Below are 20,579 nucleotides of genomic sequence, written 5' to 3'. Positions count from 1 at the left end.
GCCTGCGCGCCATCGTTGTTGACGATACAGCCCCCGGCGCAGACCTGCGCCGGGGGTTTTTCTTTACCGGGATGAATTTTTGGCGATTGACGCCACTTGTCCGGACTCCCTAAAGTCGTGCTCGACAAGGGGTCCCCTCATGATCAAATCCGAACTCATCGACCAGCTCGCCCAAGCTCATCCTCACCTCTACCAGAAGGATCTGGAGCGCGTTGTGAACACCGTTCTGGAAGAAATCGCCGCCGCCCTTGAACGCGGCGACCGGGTGGAGCTGCGCGGCTTCGGTGCCTTCTCCGTCCGCCACCGTCCGCCGCGCGAAGGCCGCAACCCGCGCACCGGCGAACAGGTGTCGGTCAAGGAAAAGCACGTGCCCTTCTTCAAGACCGGCAAGGAATTGCGCGAACGCGTGGATGGCAAGAGCTGAAGGCCCGCGGGCTCACGGCGTGAGCTTTGCGCAGCCCGATGCTCAGGCAATACCGCAAGCGCATCGTGACACACCGCGAACCGGCGGCCCCGCCCGCGCTGTGCTTGCTCTTTTCGACGTCCAAGTCATTGCCGCGCCCAGGCGATCAGGTCATGATGATGGCCGGTCAACCCATCCGGATCACAACACATGCTCAATGAATTCAAAGCCTTCGCCATGCGTGGCAATGTGGTCGACCTGGCGGTCGGCTTCATTCTGGGCGGGGCGTTTTCCACCATCGTCACCTCGTTTGTGAATGACATTCTGATGCCGCCCATCGGGTTGCTGCTGGGCGGGGTGGATTTCTCCAATCTGTTTCTGGCGCTGGACCGGGCCGAGTATCCCAGCCTGGCCGCTGCGCGCGAGGCGGGTGCCGCGACGATCAATTACGGCCTGTTCGTCAATGCCGTGATCAGCTTCATCATCGTCGCCTTCGCCCTGTTCATGCTGGTGCGCGCCATGAACCGGCTGGCCGCAGTGGGCAAGGCGGAAGAGGCCGAAGCGGAAACACCCGAAGCGCCGGCAAAACCCGCCGATGTGGCGCTGCTGGAAGAGATTCGCGACCTGCTGGCCCGGCGCGCAGAGCCATAGCGCGTCGCAGGGCCGCAGCCTGCCGGCGCCCGGTTGATCTTGCCGCCGCAGCCTGCGCCCGCTAGGTCAGCACACATGTGGAGCTATCTGGCCAATCCTGAACGCTTCGAGCGCCTGGCGCGGGTGCTCGTGCCCGCCATGTGGGCGCTGGCGGGGGTGTTGTTCCTTGTGGGCATCCCCTGGGCGCTGGTGATCTCGCCGCCGGACTATCAGCAGTCGGACACCGTGCGCATCATGTATGTCCACGTGCCCGCCGCGTGGCTGGCCATGGCGGCCTATGCGGGCATGGGCGTTGCGAGCTTCGTCTATTTTGTCTGGCGCCATAACCTGGCCGACCTTGCCGCCCGCTCGCTGGCGCCGGTGGGGGCGGTGTTCGCCTTCCTGTGCCTGGTCACCGGCGCGATCTGGGGCCGGCCCATGTGGGGCGCGTGGTGGGTATGGGATGCGCGCCTGACCTCCATGCTGGTGCTGTTCCTGTTGTTTCTGGGCTATATCGCCCTGCGCGCCGCCATTGAGGACGAGCGCCTGGCCGCGCGTTCGGGTGCCATTCTGGCAATGGCCGGCCTGATCAACCTGCCGATCATCAAGTTCTCAGTGGACTGGTGGAATACACTGCACCAGCCCGCCAGCGTCTTCCGCTTTGACGGCCCGACCATTCACGCCAGCCAGCTCTGGCCGCTGCTGGTGATGGCGCTGGGCTTCACGGCGCTGATGACAGCTCTGGTGCTCACCGCCATGCGCACGCTCATTGCGCAACGCCGGGCCGATGTCCTTTTGCGCCGGCGCGAACAGCGCCTGGAAGCCGAGGAGCTGGCGTTATGAGTGCGGTGGCCGAATGGGCCGCCATGGGCGGGTATGCGGGATGGGTCTGGGGGGCGTGGGGCGTCACCACGCTGTGCGTCGGCGCGCTCACCCTGCTGATCCTGCGCGACAGCGCCCGGACACGGGCAAGGCTGGCGGCACTGGAGGCCGAGATGGCACAGCCCCCCCGGCACGGTGACAGCGCGCCATGAACCGGCTGATCGTCTGGGCCCCGCTGACGGTGATCGCGCTCATTCTGGCGGCGCTGGCGGTGGCGCTGCTGGCGCCTTCGCCCGGTCACGACATTCATGAAGGCCGGCCCCTGCCCACGATGGCGCTCGAAGAATTTCGCGGCGGCCGCGGCCCTTATGATCCGGCGAGCGTGGAAGGCCCGTACCTGCTCAATATCTGGGGATCATGGTGCCCGCCCTGCCGGGTGGAGCATCCGGTGCTGATGGCGCTGCATGCCTCAGGCGCGCCGATCTATGGCATTGTCTACCGGGACCGGCCCGACCGCGCCCGCGCCTTTCTGGCCGAGCTGGGCGATCCGTTTGCGGGGCTGGCCGATGATCCGGAAGGGCGCGCCGCGTTCGAGCTGGGCGTCACCGGCGCGCCGGAAACCTTCGTGATTGATGGTGAGGGCCGCATCCGTGCCCGCTGGCGCGGGGCGCTGACCGATATTGTCTGGATGCGCCATCTGGAACCGGCCTGGCGCGAAGCCGGCGGCGCGCCCGTGGACCACGAGGCACTGCGCGAAGCCTCGCGCTGGTAGGGCTAAAACGTTTTGCAGCCTGACAGCGTCAGGCGGTACATTTTGGCTGTCTGTTGTGACGCGCCATGGTCCCGAAAGCCGGTTCCCGCTTTTGCCGATGGCGCTTCATCTGTCTTTTTTCTTCTTCTTTTTCTTTTTCTTGTCGCCGGCCTTCTTGTCCGACTTGGCGTCCTTGGCTTCCGCCCGGGCCGCCTCGGCACCCAGATCCACCGCGCGGGAAATGCGCGCGAGCGCCTCGGCGAAGCTGGCGCGCTTGTTCTTGGGCAGGGCCGAAAGGATCGCTTCGTCAGCGGCGCGCGCGCCGTCAATGGCGGTCTGGTAGAGGGCGCGGCCCTCATCGGTGAAGCGCACGGCGTTGGCGCGCCCGTCGCCTTCGGCCTTTTCGCGCAGCAGCAGGCCCTTGGCCGCCATGCGCGAGACCAGCTCGGCCAGGGTGGAGCGATCTATGCCGGTGGCCTGGACCAGCTGGGTCTGGGTCAGGCCTTCAGCGTCATGCACCGCGCACAGCACGGCAAACTGACGCTGGGTCAGCTCCACGCCCCCCGTCGCCTCGGAAAAGCGCTCGGACGCGAATTGCTGGGCGCGATGAAGCAAGTGCCCGGGAGACGCTGCAAGATCGAATCTCAGCGCCTCTGATTTGCCAGCGTGCCCCATGCTTGACCTGCCCTCAGACCACCGATTGTGTGCACTCTACGCGTTTTTCGTGACGATTCAATTATATCCCGCTCCTTGTACGGATGAAGGACACGGCGCGCCGCCGCTTACGGAGAGCCTCGCCATGGCAGACCGCTCACCCCGGTTCGAGTTGAAAACCCCTGACGGCGAGGACCGCACGCGGCGCGTGTGCGCCGATTGCGGCTTCATCGACTATGTCAATCCGAAGATCGTCGCGGGCGCGGTGGTCACGGACGATCAGGGCCGTATCCTGATCTGCCGCCGCGCAATTGAGCCCGGCAAGGGCCTTTGGACCCTGCCTGCAGGCTATATGGAGCTTGGTGAAAGCGTGGAGCAGGCCGCCATGCGCGAGGCCCGCGAGGAGGCTATGGCCGATATCACTCTGGAGGGCCTGATCGCCGTCTATTCCGTACCGCGCATTTCCCAGGTGCAGGTCTTCTTCCGTGCCAGCCTGGTCTCAAGCGTCGCTCCGGGTCCGGAAAGCCTGGAGGTTGCCTTGCGGGCCTGGGACGATCTGCCGTTTGGCGCGCTGGCTTTCCCGTCTGTGCGCTGGGCGCTGGATGATTGGCGCGCAGCCCGGGGCGAGGCTGCGCCGGTTCCGGTCATGCGCACGCAGACGGCTGATGGAAGCGCTGCCTGACATCAGCCGGGGTGTCGGATCCGGGTACGCTGAGCACGGACAAATGTTCAGCGGCGAAGGCGAGGCGGGCAGCCAGCTCCATCGGCCCGGCGCGCTCCCAGGGGCTGGCGGCGTCTGCGGGCAGCGGCACCGCACCCGCATCCATGAAGGCCATGGACCAGTTTTCGAACATGCGCGTCCCGGCCGGTGTGCGCCAGAGAATCTGGAACATGCCGTGGCGCACATCGATCTCGATGGAATCGAGCAAGGCGTCGACCGAGCTGGCCGGGCCTTCGAGCAACTGAATCCAGCGTCCGCGTTCATAGATCAGCACGCCGGTAATGCCGAGCGCCGGATTGCGCCGCGCACTGGATTCCAGAATCGAGGCCAGTTCTGCACGAAAGGCCACTTCGATGCGGCTGATCAGGCTGGTTGACTGGTAGACGACGCGGATCAGCGGTTCGCCGGATGGCCTGGTCATGAGGATATCCCTTTTTGCGGTGCCGGGGCCGGATTGGCCGCGGCGGCCGGGTCGAGTTTATAGGGCGCGCACACCGTGCGCACCACGGGCCCCACGAGAGGGCCTGAAACGTAATGGGTGCCCGCGTCCAGGGCCGCAGTCAGCTGATCGGTACGCGCGCAGCCACTCACCGCACAGCGCGCGCCCAGCCGGGCGGCATCGGTACGCAGGCGCGCCAGACCTGTTCCACACCGGTTCATGGCTCAAGCGAAGGGGGGGTCATGCGCTCCGGCACGGTGTATTTGTGCCCCATGACGGATTAATGGCGCGCTGCGCACCCGTGCGCGCCGCCGGGCGACTTAATGCCGTCAAAGGCGCCGAACTGGCGCGCGTCAGGCTTCCGTTTCGCCACAAACGGTCATACATAGCGTGCAACCCTTCGCCCGCGCGCCCCGGGGCGCGTCTTCCGTTCGCGGACACATGGTTTTTATGGCTGACGCTCGCTCCTCCCAGAATCAGACGTTTCTCGACACAGCGTTCCTGTTCGGCGGCAATGCCGCCTGGCTCGAACAGATGGCCGCTCAATACGCCGAGGACCCGGCGTCCGTACCGGCGTCCTGGCGTGCTTTCTTTGACGAGATGGGCGACGCGGCCGCTGACCAGACCCATGCGGCCGGCGGTCCGGCCTGGCGGCGCAAGGACTGGCCACGCCGCGCCAAGGGCGATCTGATCGGCGCGCTGGGCGATGTGGAGGCGGTACTGCCCGCCCTGCCGGATGTGATCGCCAAGCGCTCAGGGCCCGCAGCGTCGCCCGCCGACGTGCACAAGGCGGTCAAGGATTCCATTGCCGCCATCATGCTGATTCGTGCCTTCCGCATGCGCGGTCATCTGGCGGCCGATCTTGATCCGCTGGGTCTGACCGATTTTGGTCCCCAACCCGAGCTGGAGCCGGAAACCTACGGCTTCACCGAAGCGGATATGGACCGGGAGATTTTCATCAATGGCTATCTGGGGCTGGAGACCGCCACGGTCCGCCAGATGCTGGAGATTCTCAAGCGCACCTATTGCTCCACCTTTGCGGTGGAGTTCATGCATATCTCCAACCCCGAAGAGAAAGCCTGGCTGCAGGAACGCATCGAGGGGCCGGACAAGGGCGTGGCCTTCTCCAAGAAGGGCAAGCGCGCCATCCTGCGCAAGATCATCGAGACCGAAGGCTTCGAGCGCTTCCTCCACAAGCGCTATCCCGGCACCAAGCGCTTTGGTCTGGACGGCGGCGAGTCGCTGATCCCGGCGCTGGAACAGGTGATCAAGCGCGGCGGCGCCATGGGCGTCGAGGAAATCATCATCGGCATGCCCCATCGCGGGCGGCTCAACGTGCTCGGCGCGGTGATGGCCAAGCCCTATCACGTGATCTTCCACGAGTTCCAGGGCGGGGATTCGCTGGGCAATGCCGACTATGCGTCGGGCGACGTGAAATACCATCTGGGCTCGTCATCGGACCGCGAGTTTGATGGCAACAAGGTCCATCTGTCGCTGAGCCCGAACCCGTCCCACCTGGAAGCCGTCAATCCGGTGGTGCTGGGCAAGGCGCGCGCCAAGATGAGCAAGCTCCTGCGCGAGACGGGCGAACCGTCGAGCCACAAGGTCCTGCCGCTCCTGCTTCATGGCGACGCGGCATTCGCGGGCCAGGGCATTGTGGCCGAGTGCTTCGGCCTGTCGGGCCTGAAGGGTCACCGCACCGGCGGGGCCGTGCATTTCGTGGTCAACAACCAGATCGGCTTCACCACCGATCCGCGCGATTCGCGCTCCTCGCCCTATCCGTCCGACGTGGCGCTGATGGTGCAGGCGCCCATCTTCCACGCCAATGGCGATGATCCCGAAGCGGTGGTCTACGCCGCCAAAGTGGCGGCCGAATACCGCCAGCTCTTCGGCAAGGACGTGGTGGTGGACATGTTCTGCTACCGCCGCTTCGGCCACAACGAAGGCGACGACCCGTCCTTCACCCAGCCCATCATGTACCGGGCCATCGCCAACCACGCGACGACGCTGGAGCTGTATGGCCAGCGCCTGATCGACGAAGGCGTCGTCACCCAGGACGACATTGACCGCTGGGTCGCCGAGTTCAATGACTTCCTCGACGCCGAGTTCGATTCGGGCAAGGACTACAAGGCCAACAAGGCCGACTGGCTGGATGGCGTCTGGTCAGGCCTGGGCCTGCCCGAAGAAGACGACCGGCGCGGCCAGACGGCGGTGGAGCTGGATGCGCTCAAATCCGTCGCCGACGCCATGACCACGATTCCCGACGGCATCAATATCCACCGCACCCTCAAGCGCGTCATCGAAGGCCGGCGCAAGGCGGTGCTGGAGGAGGGCGACGGCATTGACTGGGCCACGGCCGAGCATCTGGCCTTTGGCACGCTGCTCAACGAAGGCTTCCCGGTGCGCCTGTCGGGCCAGGATTCCGGTCGCGGGACCTTCTCCCAGCGCCATTCGCACATCATCGACCAGGACACCCAGGAGCGCCATACCCTGCTCAACCATCTGGCCGAGGGCCAGGCGCGCTATGAAGTGATCGACACCATGCTCTCGGAAGAGGCGGTGCTGGGCTTTGAGTACGGCTATTCCACCTCCGCACCCAACACGCTGGTGATGTGGGAAGCCCAGTTCGGCGATTTCGCCAACGGTGCGCAGATGATCGTCGACCAGTTCATCTCCTCGGCCGAGCGCAAATGGCTGCGCATGTCGGGCCTGGTGATGCTTCTGCCCCACGGCTATGAGGGTCAGGGTCCCGAGCACTCCAGCGCACGCCTCGAGCGCTTCCTTCAGCAGTGCGCCGAAGACAATATGCAGGTGGCCAATTGCTCCACCCCGGCCAATTACTTCCACATTTTGCGCCGGCAGATCCATCGCGGCTTCCGCAAGCCGCTGATCCTGATGACGCCCAAGAGCCTGCTGCGCCACAAGCGCTGCATCAGCGCGCTGGCCGAGTTCGGTCCGGGCTCCAGCTTCCACCGCGTCTTGTGGGATGACGCCGACGCCAGGGTGCGCGAAGGCCGCGATGACATCGCGCCGGGCCGCACCGAAATCACGCTGAAGCCCGACGAGGAGATCCGCCGCGTCGTGCTGTGCTCGGGCAAGGTGTATTATGACCTTCTCGAGGCGCGCGAGGCGCGTGGTCAGGATGATGCCTATCTGCTGCGCGTCGAGCAATTCTATCCCTTCCCGGCCAAATCGGTGATCGACGAGCTCAAGCGCTTCCCCAATGCCGACGTGGTCTGGTGCCAGGAAGAGCCCAAGAATATGGGCGCATGGACCTTCGTCGAGCCCTATATCGAGTTCTGCCTGGACAAGTCCGACACCCGCAGTGCGCGTCCGCGCTATGCCGGCCGGGCACCGTCCGCCTCTACCGCCACCGGCCTGCTGTCACGCCACCAGGCTCAGCAGAAGGCCCTGATCGAATCCGCCCTGGGCGACGACCCGTCCTGAGCCGCCGCAAACCTCGCCGCACACCCCCTCGTGTGAAGAAAGACCTGACATGACCGAGATCAAAGTCCCGACCCTGGGCGAATCCGTTTCCGAAGCCACTGTCGGTGCCTGGCAGGTATCCGAAGGCGACGCCGTGAAGCGCGACGACGTGCTGGTGGAGCTGGAGACCGACAAGGTCGCCGTGGAAGTGCGCGCCGAGGACGATGGCGTGATCTCCAAAATCACGGCCAAGGAAGGTGAAACCGTCGAGATCGGGGCGGTGCTGGGCGAGATCGAGGCCGGCGCGCCTGGCAAGGGCGCTGACAGCGGCAAAGACCAGACTGCGCAGGAGACAAAGTCCGACGCCAAGGCCGCGCAGGACAAGCCCGCCAAGCCTGAGGACAAACCGGCTGAAAGCGCGGTGTCTGGCGACGCAAACAAGGCCATGCCCGCCGCCCGGCGGGTGGCTGAGGAAAACGATCTGGACCTCAAGTCCGTCGAGGGCACCGGCAAGGATGGCCGGGTGACTAAGGGCGATGCGCTCAAAGCCCTGGAAGGCGGCGCAGCGGCACCGGCGGCCACGGCCGAGACGCCCAAATCGGAAGCCTCCAAGCCCCGCGAGACCGGCCCGCGCGAAGAGCGCGTGAAAATGACCCGCCTGCGCCAGACCATCGCGCGCCGCCTGAAAGACGCCCAGAACACCGCCGCCATGCTGACCACGTATAACGAGGCGGACATGAGCGCGATCATGAATTTGCGCAAACAGGTCCAGGACGACTTCACCGCCAGGCACGGGGTGAAGCTGGGCTTTATGAGCTTCTTCGTGAAGGCCTGCGTCGCCGCGCTGAAAGACGTGCCCGCCGTCAATGCCGAGATCGACGGGACTGACATCATCTACAAGAATTACTACGACATCGGCGTGGCCGTGGGCACTGACAAGGGCCTGGTCGTGCCGGTGGCGCGCGATTGTGACGTCAAGTCCCTGGCGAGAATCGAGTCTGACATCGGCGAGCTGGGCAAGCGCGCCCGCGACGGCAAGCTGGCCATCGAGGACATGCAGGGCGCCACCTTCACCATCTCCAACGGGGGCGTGTACGGCTCGCTGATGAGCTCGCCCATCCTGAACGCGCCGCAAGCCGGCATTCTGGGCATGCACAAAATCCAGGACCGCCCCATGGCCATCAATGGCGAGGTGAAAATCCGCCCGATGATGTATCTGGCCCTGTCCTATGACCACCGCATCGTGGACGGCAAGGAAGCCGTCACCTTCCTGGTGCGCGTCAAGGACAGCCTGGAAAACCCGCAGCGGCTGTTGCTGGATATCTAGGGGCAGCCTGACACCCTGCCTGTGGCCCCGCCGCCACGCTGGCCCAGACTCAGCCGCGCAACCTGTTGAACTGCGCGTGCCTTTAGCGCCATGGTGCGGTGAGGGCCGGAGGGGACATGGCCGACGACAAACCCGAGACGCGCTTTGCGGCGCTGTATGATGGCGAAGGCCCGGAACTGGCGCATGCGGATCCGGCGCAGCCGGACGGCGGGCGCCGTGCCGGGGCCAGCGGCGTGGATTTGCTGGCCGGGTTGCTGGCGCGTTTTGCGCTGGGGGCGCAGTTCTGGACCTGGGGCCGCGCCAATGCCCTGCCGCTCGCCGACGCGATGGACTGGCGGGCCTGGATCGCGCCGGAGCCGGGCCTGGTGGCGGCGGCGCGCATCTGGACGCAGAATCAGATCGACCCGCAGCTGACGGCCATGGCGCTGCTGGCGCTGGCGCTGGCGATCACGGCGAGCCTGGCGCTGGGGTTTTTGACCCGTCTGGCCGGGCTGGCGGCAGCGGCGGGCGCGCTGTGGCATATCCTGTTCATCCTGCCCGAGGCTTGGCCCACCACGCTGGCGTGGGGGGCGCTGGGTCTGTATCTGGCGCTGCGCGGTGCCGGGCCCGCCTCACTGGACTGGATGGCCGCGCGCCTGGCGCGCCTGGGTTAAGCGCAGCCGGGATCAGCAGGCCGGGCAGACCCGGCGGGTTGCGCCACAGCGGGGTCCGTGATGTGTTGCCCCGGTCTGTTCGCACCGCCCGAGCGAGGCTCCGCCCGCCATGATGATTTATCGCAATGTCGCCACCGTCATGGCCGCCACCTTGCTGTTGCAGGTGGCGCTGGGCGCGCTGGGTGTAGCCCTGCCGCTGGTAATGAACGCGGCCCAGTGGTCGGCCCTGTCCATCGGCGCGGTGGTGGCGGGCTATAGCGCCGGCTTCATGGCCGGGGCGTTCACCGCACCGGGCATTATCCGCTCCATCGGCCATATCCGCGCCTATGCGGCCTATGCCGGGGGCGCGGCGGCCACGACGCTGGCGCTGGCGCTGGGCTCCGATTTCATCTGGTGGCTGCTGTCGCGCTTTGCCTTCGGGATCTGCGCAGCCGGGATTTTCGCCGTGGCCGAAAGCTGGATCGCCGATGCAACCCCGTCGGAACGGCGCGGGACGGTGATCTCGGCCTATCAGATTGTCGGGCGCTTCGGCCTGATCCTGGGGCCCTTCGTGATTGCGCTGAGCGGGCTGATGCTGGGCGACACGTTTGTGGTGGCCGGGATTTTCCTGTCGCTGGCCCTGATCCCCATCGTGTTCACCGGACGCGGCCAGCCTGCCCTGCCTACAGGGACGACGGTGTCGCCGCTGCGCCTTTTGACCATCGCGCCGGCCGCCGCGGCGGCCGTGTTCTTTGCCGGTATCGTCAATACCGGCACGCTCGCCTTCATACCGATCTGGGCTGAAACCCTGCAGGCGGACTCGCCCGCTGGGGCTGCGGCGCTTGTGCTGGCGGTGGTCTATACCCTCGCCATGCTGGTGCAGTGGCCGGCAGGCTGGATTTCCGACCGGCTTGACCGGCGCCTGGTGATTGCCGGCCTGGCCGCCCTGTCGGCCCTGTTCGCGATCCTGCTGGCGGTGCTGCTCAATCCCGGCCTGATTGGCGGGGCGGTTCTGGCGGGTCTGTGGGGCGCATCGAGTCTGGCCTATTACGCGGTGGGGGTCGCCCATGCCGCCGACCGCTCGCGGGTGGAGGACCTGCCCGCTATCGCCTCGGGCACACTGCTGGTCTGGGCGGCAGGCGCAGTGCTGGGCCCGATACTGTCCGGCATCGCCTATGCCGGGCCGCTGGGGGCGCGCGGCCTGTTCCTGTTCGCCGCCGTGTTCAGTGCCATTCTGGCCGCCGGCATGCTGTGGCGCCGCTCGGTGCGCAAGCCGGTGCGCGAGGAGGAGCGGGAGCCCTTCGTCTATCTCAGCGCCACCTCGGCAGAGCTGGCCGAGATCGACACGCCCGACGCGGAGCCTGAACCCGAGCCCGTACCCGCATCGGGCCCGCAGCCATGACCGTGCTGGCGATTCTGGCGATCGTGGTTCCGGCGGCGCTCGGCGTGGGTGCCGCGCTGTGGCTGCGGGCGCGCCTGAAAGCCCTGAGCTTCACCGCCTGGCTGGGCTGGACGCTGCTGGGCACCGGCCTGCCGGTACTGGCCGGGCAGTTGGGGGCGCTGGCGCTGGCATCGGGGATCGAGCGCGCGCTGGAGGCCTGTGAAGCGGGCAACGCCTCGGGCGCCTGCGCGGGCGATCCCTTGCCGGTGGTGCTCGCCCTCACCGCAGGGCTGGCGGGTGGGCTGGGCTGGGCGGCTGGCGCCATCAGCACGCGGCTGGCACCCGCCCGCGGCTGACCGCTGTCACAGACAGGTGCGTTGCCAGCGCGGGCCGCGGTGTTATAACCGCCACCGGCATTTCCACCGTTGCGGACAACGCGTCCGCACCCTCCGATTTCTCCTCCAAGACAAAGAGTGTCCGGCCCCATGAACATCCACGAGCACCAGGCCAAGGCCCTGCTGAAATCCTTTGGCGCACCCGTCGCCGACGGCATCGCTGTGTTTTCCGTCGCAGAGGCGCGTCAGGCTGCCGATCAGCTTCCCGGTCCGCTCTGGGTTGTGAAATCCCAGATCCACGCCGGCGGGCGCGGTAAGGGCAAGTTCAAGGAGCTGCCTGCCGACGCCAAGGGCGGCGTGCGGCTCGCCTTCACCAAGGACGATGTGGAGGCCCATGCGCGTGAGATGCTGGGCAATACGCTGGTCACCCACCAGACCGGCCCGGCGGGCCGTCAGGTGAACCGGCTGTATATCGAGGACGGCGCCGATATCGCGCGCGAGCTTTACCTGTCCCTGCTGGTCAATCGCGACACCGGCCGGGTGGCCTTCGTGGTCTCCACCGAGGGCGGGATGGACATCGAGGATGTGGCCGAGCACACCCCGGAGAAGATCATCACGGTCAATATCGACCCGCAAGCGGGCGTCACCGAAACCGATGGTGACGCTCTCGCCCGGGCGCTGAATCTGGACGGTGCGGCGCGCGAGGACATGCTGGCGCTGGCCCCGATCCTGTACCGGGCCTTCACCGAAAAAGACATGAGCATGCTGGAGATCAACCCGCTCATCGTTATGGAGAACGGTCGCCTGCGCGTGCTGGACGCCAAGGTCAGCTTTGACGGCAACGCCCTGTTCCGCCACGACGATGTGCGCGCCCTGCGCGACCTGACCGAGGAGGACGACAAGGAGATCGAGGCCTCCAAATACGACCTTGCCTACATCGCGCTCGATGGCGAGATCGGCTGCATGGTCAACGGCGCGGGCCTGGCCATGGCGACCATGGACATCATCAAGCTCTATGGCGCGGAGCCGGCCAACTTCCTCGATGTGGGCGGCGGCGCCAGCAAGGAGAAGGTGACCCACGCCTTCAAGATCATCACCGCCGACGAAAACGTCAAAGGCATTCTGGTCAATATCTTCGGCGGCATCATGCGCTGCGACGTCATCGCCGAGGGCGTGGTCGCCGCGGTGAAGGAAGTCGGCCTGAAAGTGCCGCTGGTGGTGCGCCTGGAAGGCACGAATGTCGAGCTCGGCAAAAAGATTCTCAATGAGAGCGGGCTGGACATCACCAGCGCCGACGATCTCGATGACGCGGCGCAAAAGATCGTGAAGGCGGTGCGGGGGTAGGGCTCCACGCCTGGTCCGCCCGGTCTCGGTCTTGAACGCGGACTGTCCACGGGTTATGTGTTACACATAATCCGTGGAGCGCCGCTTGACCCAAAGTCTTGCCATCGATGACGCCATCATCCTCCGCGCCCGGCCCGTGGCGGAGGCGATGGGCGTGAGCGTGGACGCGCTGGCGGCGGACCTGCTTTCCGCCATGGCCGAGGCGCACGCTGATCCGGGCGTGGCAGACGAGGCGCTGCTCGAGATTGTCGCCAGATATGAGCGCGCTGCGGGCCGCCATCGTCCGCTGCGCGCGGACATTTATGTGGGATTTCGCCGCCCATGACCAAGAACCTCACCCTCGCCATCGACGATGATCTGCTGGACCGCGCCCGCGTGGTCGCGGCCGTGCGGCGCACAACGGTCAATGCGATGGTGCGCGAATATCTGGAACGGGTCGTGCAGGAAGAGCGCGAAGGCGACACGGTGACGCAGGAGCTTTTGAAGCTGTCGCGCGAAGGATCGTGGGACATGGGGGACTGGACGCCCAGCCGGGACGAGACCTATTCAGGAAGCCCGCGCTTTGACCGTTGAGACGTTTCTGGACACCAACATCCTGCTCTACGCAGCGGGCGCCCAGAGAAGCGCCCCGGAAAAGCATGCAATCGCGCAGGGCCTCCTGACGACGGATTTCGGCGTTTCGGCGCAAACACTGGGCGAGTTCTATTTCAACGCGGTGCGCAAGGGCAAACCGCCCATGGCGCCGGAGACAGCGGAAGTCTGGGTCCGCCAATTGTCGCGAAAACCGTTCCAGCCGATTGATGCGCCGCTGGTGTTTCGCGCCATGGCGCTCGCCCAGCGCTACCAGATCCGCTACTGGGACGCCGCCATCCTCGCCGCGGCAGAAAAGCTCGGCGCCAGGACCGTCTATTCCGAAGATCTCAATCACGGTCAGGCCTATGGCGATGTGACCGTGATCAACCCGTTCATCTGACCGCTGCGTATCAAAGGAATCCCATGTCCATTCTCGTCAACAAGAACACCAAAGTCCTCGTCCAGGGCCTGACCGGCAAGACCGGCACCTTCCACACCGAACAGGCGCTGGCCTATTACGGCACCCGCATGGTGGGCGGCGTGCATCCCAAGAAGGGCGGCGAGAGCTGGACCAGCGGGCTGGACGGCGCGGCCTCCCTGCCGATCTTCGCCTCCGTCGCTGAAGGGCGCGAGGCCACCGGGGCCGACGCCTCGGTGATCTATGTCCCGCCCGCGGGCGCCGCCGACGCCATCATCGAGGCGATCGATGCGGGCATTGAGCTGATTACCTGCATCACCGAAGGCATTCCAGTGATGGACATGGTGCGGGTGAAGGCGCGTCTCGACCGCTCCGCCTCGCGCCTTCTGGGGCCCAACTGCCCCGGCGTGCTGACGCCCGAAGAGTGCAAGATCGGCATCATGCCGGGCTCCATCTTCAAGAAGGGCAGCGTGGGCGTGGTGTCGCGCTCGGGCACCCTCACCTATGAAGCGGTGTTCCAGACCAGCCGCGTGGGTCTCGGCCAGACCACGGCGGTGGGCATTGGCGGCGACCCGGTGAAAGGCACCGAATTCATCGACATGCTGGAGCTGTTCCTGGCCGATGACGCCACCCAGTCGATCATCATGATCGGCGAGATCGGCGGCGCGGCCGAGGAAGAGGCCGCCCAGTTCATCAAGGATGAAGCCAGGAAGGGCCGCAAGAAGCCCATGGTCGGCTTCATCGCCGGGCGCACCGCCCCGCCGGGCCGCACCATGGGGCATGCCGGTGCCATCGTGGCGGGCGGCAAGGGCGGTGCTGACGACAAGATCGACGCGATGAAATCGGCCGGCATCACTGTGGCCGACAGCCCGGCCCGCATGGGCGCGACACTGGTAGAGGTGTTGAAGGGGTAGGAGGCGCTTTCTTCTTCTGTTTTCCCGGCTGGCTGAAAGCCAAGCCGGGACCCATCCACCATCGCATCAACGGTTGAGGCGGCTGGACGCTATGGGGGATGGGTCCCGGACATGGGCTGCGCCCATTCCGGGAAAACAGGGGGCAAGCAACCCTCACCCCTGTCCGAGCATTTCCCGCAGGGCGTCGAGATAGGCGATCCAGGCTTTGCGTCCGTCCGGCGTCATGCGCACCCGTGTATGGGGGCGCCGGTCGACGAATTGCTTGTCCTGGTCCACATATCCCGCCTCCTCCAGCTTGCGCAGCTGAACCGAGAGATTGCCGTCGCTGGCGCCGGTGCGTTCGCGCAGCTCGGTGAAGCTGGCATCGTCCACCGCGGACAGATAGCTCATCACCGCCAGGCGCAGCTTGCCGTGGATGACGTCATCGAGCCCCTGTGGATCGAACGCGCCCATCAGCTCAGGCTCCGCGGCTCGCTGCGCAGCATCACAAAGCCCGGCAGCACAGACGACCCGAACAGCGCCAGCGCCGCAACCGGATAGACCCAGTGGGTCGCCGCGAACGCCATGCCTGCACCGGCACCGGCAAAGGCCAGCAAGGCGGGCGCATACAGCCCGACCCGGCGCGACACCTGCGCCACCGTCATCCAGGCTGTCCCGTAAGCCGCCAGCGCGACCGGCAGGAGGACGTTGAAATACACCGGCTGCAGCAGCCCGCCCTGCACGCCTGCCACGACACCCAGAAAGATCGCGCCAATGCCCAGGCCGGCGCTCATCCAGACGGCGGCTTCAGTGCGGTTGGCCGGCGCACCCTGACCCGGCTTGTGGCGGATGGAGTAAACCAGGACCGCCTGTCCGGCCGAGCCGATCACGATATAGCCGATCCAGAGCGGCCAGACCGCCCCGGTGCCGAGCGGGCCAAAGCCCATCATGGACGCCCAGTGGGCCAGGATGACCAGGCTGGTGAGCCCCGCCCACCAAATCAGAAACCGCCCGCCGAGCAGCGGCGCATCCTCGCCCGAGCGGGCGATGGCGCTGAGATAGGCGAGGTCGTCGCCCGAGGGATTTGTGTCGCGTGCCGTCATGATCGTGTGTCCTTTCCTCAACTATGCGCCAGGCTGGATCGCCGGGCTTGAGGACTGGATATCATGATGCACTTTGCGATGTAAAGTACTTTTGCGTGAGGGCGGGCACTCGCATTCACTCTGTGAATCTGCGAACGGCTTTGGCGGGTCCGGGTTTCGCCAAGACAAGGCGGGGTTGGGTGCAGAGCCGTGCTTTCCCGGAATTTGCGTCAGCAAATATCCGGGACCCATCTCGCGAAGTCTGGGCGGCACAGGCGGCGGAAAGCATCGGTGGATGGGTCCGGGTCTCGCTCCGCTCGCCCGGGAAAGCAGGCTTTATGGGGCTGCCCGCCCTTCCCTTAGGGGGAAGGGAGCGAAAAGCCTCTCTTCAGTAAATCTCCGGCGCGATGCAGCCCTCGCCCTGGAAGCGGAAATCCACCACGCGGCGGTCGGGCGCGATCACGAAGCGGGTTTCGCACTGCACCGTCCATTCGCGCGGCGGCTCGTAGACGGTGTCGGTATATTGCTCGATACGCTCGCGCACGCGGCCTTGCTCATCGCGGTAGCTGATGCGCCGCTCGCGCGGGATGGAGCGGTAGCCGCCCGACTGATAGCGCTGTTCACGCGACAGATAGGTCCATACTTCCGAGCCGTCTGACAGGCGGTCGCGCGCCCGCGGCGAGCCATATTCCAGGACCAGCGTGTCGGAATGGGCACCCAGAAACTGCTCGGTCTGCTGGCGGTAGCCTTCCGAGGTGGCGCAGCCTGCCAGCGCCAGCGCGCTTGCCGCGAGGATCAGAATGTGACGCATGGGACCTCTCCTGAAGGCTATGGACTGTGTTATCGCCGTCATAAGCCTAGACAGCAAGGCTGAACCCAAGCTGACTGACGCGCGGCCAACAGGAGACACCCCTTGCCCGTCCATTCCGTCCGCCATGCCCGCCATATCCTGCTGAAGGAGATCGGCGGCCCCGGCCAGCAGCGCCTGTCGCGTGCGCGGATCGTGATCATCGGCGCGGGTGGGCTGGGGGCGCCGGCGGCGCTGTATCTGGCTGCGGCGGGGGTCGGCGCGATCCGCATCGCCGAGCCCGATGTGGTGAGCCTGGACAATCTCCAGCGCCAGATCCTGTACCGGACGCAGGATGTGGGGCGGCGCAAAGCCGAGCGCGCCGCCGAGGCGCTGACCGATCTCGACCCCTCGCTGGACATTGATGCGCGCGTCCTCGCCGCCGATGATGCGACCTTGCCCGGCCTGTTGGCGGGCGCCGACCTGGTGTTGGACGGCTGCGATGATTTTGCGACCCGCTTCGCTGTGAACCGCGCCGCGCTGGCCGCCCGTATTCCGCTGGTGTCCGGCGCGGTAGGGCGTTGGGACGGGCAGGTAGGCGTGTTCGCGCCGCATCGGGCACCGGACGCGCCCTGCTATCAATGCTGGGTACCGGACAGTCCGCCCGATGCGGAGACCTGCGCTGAGGCCGGTATTGTCGGGGCGCTGACGGGGGTGATCGGATCGCTGATGGCACTGGAAGCCATCAAGCTGATCACCGGCGCGGGCGAGCCGCTGATCGGGCGCCTTGTCATCCATGACGGCCTGTCAGGCCGCGCCCGCACCGTGCGCCTGCACCGCGATCCCGATTGCAAGGCGTGCGGCGCGGGGTGAGGGGGCAGCTCCTGTTCGCTGCAATCCTGTTTTCCCGGGCGGCGTAGCCGACCCGGGACCCATCCCCACAGGATTGAGCCGCCTCGACAAGCGGAGATGATCGGTGGATGGGTCCCGGCGCTCCCTGCGGTCGGCCGGGAAAACAAACGTATTGGTGTCCCGACCTGCCAGGAGCCACCCTAAACCAGCTCCATCACCCGCTCGGGCGGGCGGCCGATCACGGCGAGGCCGCTGTCAATCAGGATCGGGCGTTCGATGAGCTTGGGATGGGCGGCCATGGCGGCGATCAACTCGGCGTCACTGCAGCCGCGTGACAGGCCGGCCGCCTTGTAATCCGGCTCGCCTGTGCGGATCAGGTCGTGGGCGCAGGCAAGCCCCAGCGCGGCGATGACGGAGTCCAGCTCGGCCACTGTGGGCGGCCGGTCGAGATAGAGGCGCACCTCGGGATCAATGCCTGTCCCGCGCAGGAGCGCGAGCGCCTCGCGTGATTTCGAGCAGCGCGGATTGTGCCAGATTTCCATGGATTTTCAGCCTTTCTCGCCGGGCTCTGCGGCAGCCAACAGGGCGCGGGCGGCATCCAGATGCAGGCGCTCTGCCATCACGCCATCGACCGCGATGGCACCGCGCCCGGCGCTGGCAGGATCGTCAAAGGCGGCGATGATGGCGCGCGCGTGCGCGATTTCATCCGCGCCGGGCCTGAAGGCTGCATGGCACGGATCGATCTGGGCGGGATGGATCAGCGTCTTGCCGTCAAAGCCCAGCGCGCGCGCCTCCTGCGCCTCTTCAATGAACCCCGCCGCGTCGGTATGGGCGTTATACACCCCGTCGAGCACAGCCAGGTCCGCCGCGCGCGCCGCCAGCACCAGCCGGGCCAGATGCGGCACCAGACCGGCGCGCCGGGCGGAGCCGGCAGGCAGGCGCAGGCCTTCGGCCAGATCATTGCCGCCCGCCACCAGCACCGACACGCCCAGCGCCTGCGCCAGGCCCGGCGCGGTGGCCAATTGCTCGGCCAGGAACACGCCGCGCGGGGTTTCGATCATCAGCCAGAGCCGGCCGCACCAGCCGGCAGAGGTCAGGCCCGAGCGCAGATCGGCCAGCGCGCCGCAATCCTCGGCCTTTGCCACCAGCACCGCATCGGATTGTGCCGCGGCCACGCAGGGCAGGTCGGCAGCGGTTTCCCGGTCGCCCGGCGCATGGATGCGCAGCACGCTATACCGCCCGGCCTGGCGAAACGCCGCGATGGCGTCCGGCGCGGCGGCGCGGGCTTCGGCCTTGCGGTCCGGCGCCACGGCGTCTTCCAGATCGAGGATCAGGGCGTCCGCATCCAGCCCTGCAGCTTTCGCGATGGCGCGCGGACGGTCACCGGGCGTGTAAAGCGCCGAGCGCAAACGCCGCGGGTAAAGCATGGATGACGGCTCGCCAGTCATGACTGCAAGCCTTACAAGACCAGCATGACCCGCGCCAGCCGCCCGCTTCAGCCCGCCCCCGCCAAGCGCGACATTGGCACGGTGATCGTGATCAGCTCCCAGCTGGCTGGCAGCCCGGTGGGCGGGAGCCTCAGCGTGCGTGTCCTGCATGGCGCGGGGATCGAGACCTGCCTGGCACCCACCGTCAATTTCGGCCGTCATCCGGGGCTGGGCCCCACAGGCGGGGCGGCGCTGCCGGACGCCGATTTCGCAAGCCTGCTGGATGCGCTGGCCGCTACGGGGGTGCCGGGCATAGCCCGCGCCATCCTGACCGGCTATATGGCAAGCCCCGGTCAGGCCGAGGCTGCGGCGCGCTTCATAGCGGGCGCGCGGGCGCAGAACCCGGGCCTTCTGGTCATGGTCGACCCGATTATGGGCGACGGCACCCCGGACGGGCGCGATGACGGGCTGTATGTGCCGCGGGCCACGGCCATGGGCATCGCCACGCGCCTGATCCCGCTGGCCGACTTGATCACGCCCAATGTGTTCGAACTGGCCTGGCTCGCGGGCCGGCCCATCACGACGACGCAAGAGGCCGGGACGGCGGCGCGCGGGCTGGCACCGGCGGCCCTGATCACCTCGTCGCCTGCCGGGCCGGACAGGCTGGGCGTGCTGGTGCTGGAGGGCAGCCAGCCAGCGGTGGGTTTCGAGACCGCCCGCCTCGGTGCCGGATCGCGCACACCCAATGGCACGGGCGATCTGTTCGCCGCCAGCGCTCTGGCGGCGCGGCTGTCCGGCGCAAGCTGGGCCGGCGCCGCCCGGACCGCAGCCGGACGGGTCAGCCATGTGCTGAGCCGGACCCCGGCGGGTGCCCCGGCGCTGGCAATCTCGCAGGACAGCCTGACGGACCCGGCCCCCTTCACACCCGCGCCCGCCGGGCAGACCGGGCGCGCGGGCGCACGGCGGCCCGCCTTCGCCATGGGGCTGGACGGCTGTCCCGGCGGCTGGATCGGGGTGATGGCGGACATGAACGGGATCGAAGCGCTGCGCGTGGGGTTTTTTGCGAGCTTTGCCGAGGCGCTGGACACCGGCGCCCAGATCATCGCCGTGGACATGCCCATTGGCCTGCCCGAGCGCCCGGAGCCCGACGGATTGGGCGGGCGTGCCTGCGAGCGGGCGGCGAAGGCCATGCTGGGCGCGCGGCGCAGCTCCATCTTTCCCACGCCCCTGCGCGCAGCGTTTGAGGGGCGCACCCGCGCCGAGGCCGATGCGCTGAACCGGGCCGCCGGAGGCAAGGGCGTGGCCGCCCAGTCCTTTGCCCTGTTCAAAAAGATTCTGGAAATCGACGCGGCGATGACGCCCTTGCTCGAAGGCTGCGTATTTGAGACCCACCCTGAGACAACCATCGCCGCCCTCACCGGCGCGCCGGCAATCCATAGCAAGAAAACGCCCGAAGGCCGGGCTGAGCGGCTGGCCCTGCTGGCCGCCCATGGTCTGGCGGCGAACCTGTTCGAGCCGCATCCGTTCAGGAAGGCCCAGGCCGCGCCCGATGATCTCATTGATGCCGGCCTGTGCCTTTTGACGGCACAGCGCATCGCGGCGGGAGCGGCATTGTACGTGCCTGAGGACCCGCCGCGCGACGCGCGCGGCCTGCGCATGGCGATCTGGGCGTAAGCGCGCTC

At 66.9% G+C, this 20,579-nt stretch carries 26 protein-coding genes; 18 read left to right on the top strand and 8 right to left on the bottom strand.

All coding sequences use genetic code 11. From position 1 onward, the window contains the following. Positions 1 to 139: 139 nt before the first annotated feature. The 5 genes from L2D00_11560 (at position 140) to L2D00_11540 (ending at position 2,627) form a co-directional block, all read left to right on the top strand. Positions 140 to 424, top strand: a complete 285-nt coding sequence (locus L2D00_11560; GenBank protein WBQ12481.1) for an integration host factor subunit beta — start codon at positions 140 to 142, stop codon at positions 422 to 424. Between the two features lie 189 nt (positions 425 to 613). Then, positions 614 to 1,054, top strand: coding sequence for a large conductance mechanosensitive channel protein MscL (gene mscL / locus L2D00_11555; GenBank protein WBQ12480.1), 441 nt, complete (start codon positions 614 to 616; stop codon positions 1,052 to 1,054). A gap of 75 nt (positions 1,055 to 1,129) precedes the next feature. Beyond that, positions 1,130 to 1,876, top strand: coding sequence for a heme ABC transporter permease (locus L2D00_11550; protein ID WBQ12479.1), 747 nt, complete (start codon positions 1,130 to 1,132; stop codon positions 1,874 to 1,876). Beyond that, on the top strand, positions 1,873 to 2,067 hold the full coding sequence (ccmD, locus tag L2D00_11545) for a heme exporter protein CcmD (GenBank protein WBQ12478.1): 195 nt from the start codon (positions 1,873 to 1,875) through the stop codon (positions 2,065 to 2,067). Before L2D00_11550 ends, ccmD begins: the two co-directional genes overlap by 4 nt. After that, complete coding sequence (locus L2D00_11540) at positions 2,064 to 2,627, top strand: DsbE family thiol:disulfide interchange protein (GenBank protein ID WBQ12477.1); 564 nt, start codon at positions 2,064 to 2,066, stop codon at positions 2,625 to 2,627. The genes ccmD and L2D00_11540 overlap by 4 nt, the downstream gene beginning before the upstream one ends. A gap of 105 nt (positions 2,628 to 2,732) precedes the next feature. Here L2D00_11540 and L2D00_11535 read toward each other — a convergent pair whose 3' ends face one another. Next, the gene (locus tag L2D00_11535) at positions 2,733 to 3,281 is read right to left on the bottom strand and encodes a MarR family transcriptional regulator (protein ID WBQ12476.1); all 549 of its coding nucleotides are present in this window, start codon (positions 3,279 to 3,281) and stop codon (positions 2,733 to 2,735) included. A 124-nt stretch (positions 3,282 to 3,405) separates the two neighbouring features. On the opposite strand from L2D00_11535, the gene L2D00_11530 reads away from it, so the two are divergent. Next, complete coding sequence (locus L2D00_11530) at positions 3,406 to 3,942, top strand: NUDIX hydrolase (GenBank protein ID WBQ12475.1); 537 nt, start codon at positions 3,406 to 3,408, stop codon at positions 3,940 to 3,942. On the opposite strand, the gene L2D00_11525 is transcribed toward L2D00_11530, so the two are convergent. Next, positions 3,905 to 4,402, bottom strand: coding sequence for a BLUF domain-containing protein (locus tag L2D00_11525; GenBank protein ID WBQ12474.1), 498 nt, complete (start codon positions 4,400 to 4,402; stop codon positions 3,905 to 3,907). The genes L2D00_11530 and L2D00_11525 overlap by 38 nt on opposite strands. Further along, positions 4,399 to 4,641 carry a hypothetical protein gene (locus tag L2D00_11520; GenBank protein WBQ12473.1) on the bottom strand — a complete coding sequence of 81 codons (243 nt, stop codon included), beginning with the start codon at positions 4,639 to 4,641 and terminating at the stop codon, positions 4,399 to 4,401. Before L2D00_11520 ends, L2D00_11525 begins: the two co-directional genes overlap by 4 nt. A gap of 229 nt (positions 4,642 to 4,870) precedes the next feature. On the opposite strand from L2D00_11520, the gene L2D00_11515 reads away from it, so the two are divergent. The 10 genes from L2D00_11515 (at position 4,871) to sucD (ending at position 14,770) form a co-directional block, all read left to right on the top strand. Then, the gene (locus L2D00_11515; protein ID WBQ12472.1) at positions 4,871 to 7,867 is read left to right on the top strand and encodes a 2-oxoglutarate dehydrogenase E1 component; all 2,997 of its coding nucleotides are present in this window, start codon (positions 4,871 to 4,873) and stop codon (positions 7,865 to 7,867) included. Between the two features lie 49 nt (positions 7,868 to 7,916). Further along, on the top strand, positions 7,917 to 9,173 hold the full coding sequence (gene odhB / locus L2D00_11510) for a 2-oxoglutarate dehydrogenase complex dihydrolipoyllysine-residue succinyltransferase (protein WBQ12471.1): 1,257 nt from the start codon (positions 7,917 to 7,919) through the stop codon (positions 9,171 to 9,173). Positions 9,174 to 9,289: 116 nt separating this feature from the next. Beyond that, positions 9,290 to 9,826, top strand: a complete 537-nt coding sequence (locus L2D00_11505; protein WBQ12470.1) for a hypothetical protein — start codon at positions 9,290 to 9,292, stop codon at positions 9,824 to 9,826. A gap of 109 nt (positions 9,827 to 9,935) precedes the next feature. After that, a complete protein-coding gene (locus L2D00_11500; GenBank protein ID WBQ12469.1) occupies positions 9,936 to 11,207 on the top strand; it encodes an MFS transporter in 1,272 nt (423 codons plus the stop codon). Continuing rightward, on the top strand, positions 11,204 to 11,542 hold the full coding sequence (locus L2D00_11495; protein ID WBQ12468.1) for a hypothetical protein: 339 nt from the start codon (positions 11,204 to 11,206) through the stop codon (positions 11,540 to 11,542). Before L2D00_11500 ends, L2D00_11495 begins: the two co-directional genes overlap by 4 nt. 129 nt (positions 11,543 to 11,671) lie before the next feature. Next, positions 11,672 to 12,865 carry an ADP-forming succinate--CoA ligase subunit beta gene (gene sucC, locus L2D00_11490; protein WBQ12467.1) on the top strand — a complete coding sequence of 398 codons (1,194 nt, stop codon included), beginning with the start codon at positions 11,672 to 11,674 and terminating at the stop codon, positions 12,863 to 12,865. Positions 12,866 to 12,950: 85 nt separating this feature from the next. Then, positions 12,951 to 13,190 carry a hypothetical protein gene (locus L2D00_11485; protein WBQ12466.1) on the top strand — a complete coding sequence of 80 codons (240 nt, stop codon included), beginning with the start codon at positions 12,951 to 12,953 and terminating at the stop codon, positions 13,188 to 13,190. Continuing rightward, a complete protein-coding gene (locus tag L2D00_11480) occupies positions 13,187 to 13,438 on the top strand; it encodes a DUF6364 family protein (protein ID WBQ12465.1) in 252 nt (83 codons plus the stop codon). The genes L2D00_11485 and L2D00_11480 overlap by 4 nt, the downstream gene beginning before the upstream one ends. Next, entirely contained in the window at positions 13,428 to 13,838 is a 411-nt protein-coding gene (locus L2D00_11475) for a PIN domain-containing protein (GenBank protein ID WBQ12464.1), read from the top strand. The genes L2D00_11480 and L2D00_11475 overlap by 11 nt, the downstream gene beginning before the upstream one ends. 23 nt (positions 13,839 to 13,861) lie before the next feature. Beyond that, positions 13,862 to 14,770 (top strand): succinate--CoA ligase subunit alpha, encoded by a 909-nt coding sequence (sucD, locus tag L2D00_11470; protein WBQ12463.1) that lies wholly within the window; start codon positions 13,862 to 13,864, stop codon positions 14,768 to 14,770. Between the two features lie 153 nt (positions 14,771 to 14,923). On the opposite strand, the gene L2D00_11465 is transcribed toward sucD, so the two are convergent. The 3 genes from L2D00_11465 to L2D00_11455 form a co-directional block, all read right to left on the bottom strand. Next, positions 14,924 to 15,223, bottom strand: coding sequence for a transcriptional regulator (locus L2D00_11465; protein WBQ12462.1), 300 nt, complete (start codon positions 15,221 to 15,223; stop codon positions 14,924 to 14,926). Beyond that, positions 15,223 to 15,852: a hypothetical protein gene (locus L2D00_11460; protein ID WBQ12461.1), complete on the bottom strand. Its 630-nt coding sequence runs from the start codon at positions 15,850 to 15,852 to the stop codon at positions 15,223 to 15,225. The genes L2D00_11465 and L2D00_11460 overlap by 1 nt, the downstream gene beginning before the upstream one ends. A 367-nt stretch (positions 15,853 to 16,219) precedes the next feature. Then, on the bottom strand, positions 16,220 to 16,642 hold the full coding sequence (locus tag L2D00_11455) for a hypothetical protein (GenBank protein WBQ12460.1): 423 nt from the start codon (positions 16,640 to 16,642) through the stop codon (positions 16,220 to 16,222). A gap of 102 nt (positions 16,643 to 16,744) precedes the next feature. On the opposite strand from L2D00_11455, the gene moeB reads away from it, so the two are divergent. Further along, positions 16,745 to 17,491 carry a molybdopterin-synthase adenylyltransferase MoeB gene (moeB, locus tag L2D00_11450; protein ID WBQ12459.1) on the top strand — a complete coding sequence of 249 codons (747 nt, stop codon included), beginning with the start codon at positions 16,745 to 16,747 and terminating at the stop codon, positions 17,489 to 17,491. A 179-nt stretch (positions 17,492 to 17,670) separates the two neighbouring features. Here the strand turns inward: moeB and arsC are convergent, their stop codons facing one another. Both arsC and L2D00_11440 read right to left on the bottom strand, forming a co-directional pair. Continuing rightward, positions 17,671 to 18,012: an arsenate reductase (glutaredoxin) gene (arsC, locus tag L2D00_11445; protein ID WBQ12458.1), complete on the bottom strand. Its 342-nt coding sequence runs from the start codon at positions 18,010 to 18,012 to the stop codon at positions 17,671 to 17,673. Between the two features lie 6 nt (positions 18,013 to 18,018). Continuing rightward, positions 18,019 to 18,918 (bottom strand): CoA ester lyase, encoded by a 900-nt coding sequence (locus tag L2D00_11440; GenBank protein WBQ12457.1) that lies wholly within the window; start codon positions 18,916 to 18,918, stop codon positions 18,019 to 18,021. Between the two features lie 24 nt (positions 18,919 to 18,942). Between L2D00_11440 and L2D00_11435 the strand changes: the two genes are divergently transcribed. After that, entirely contained in the window at positions 18,943 to 20,571 is a 1,629-nt protein-coding gene (locus L2D00_11435; GenBank protein WBQ12456.1) for a PfkB family carbohydrate kinase, read from the top strand. Positions 20,572 to 20,579: the final 8 nt, after the last annotated feature.

The sequence above is a fragment of the Hyphomonadaceae bacterium BL14 genome (assembly GCA_027627705.1).
In the GTDB taxonomy this organism is placed as follows: domain Bacteria; phylum Pseudomonadota; class Alphaproteobacteria; order Caulobacterales; family Maricaulaceae; genus Oceanicaulis.
The sequence above is the reverse complement of the archived record's forward strand: the minus strand, read 5'-3'. Positions and strand labels throughout refer to the sequence as shown.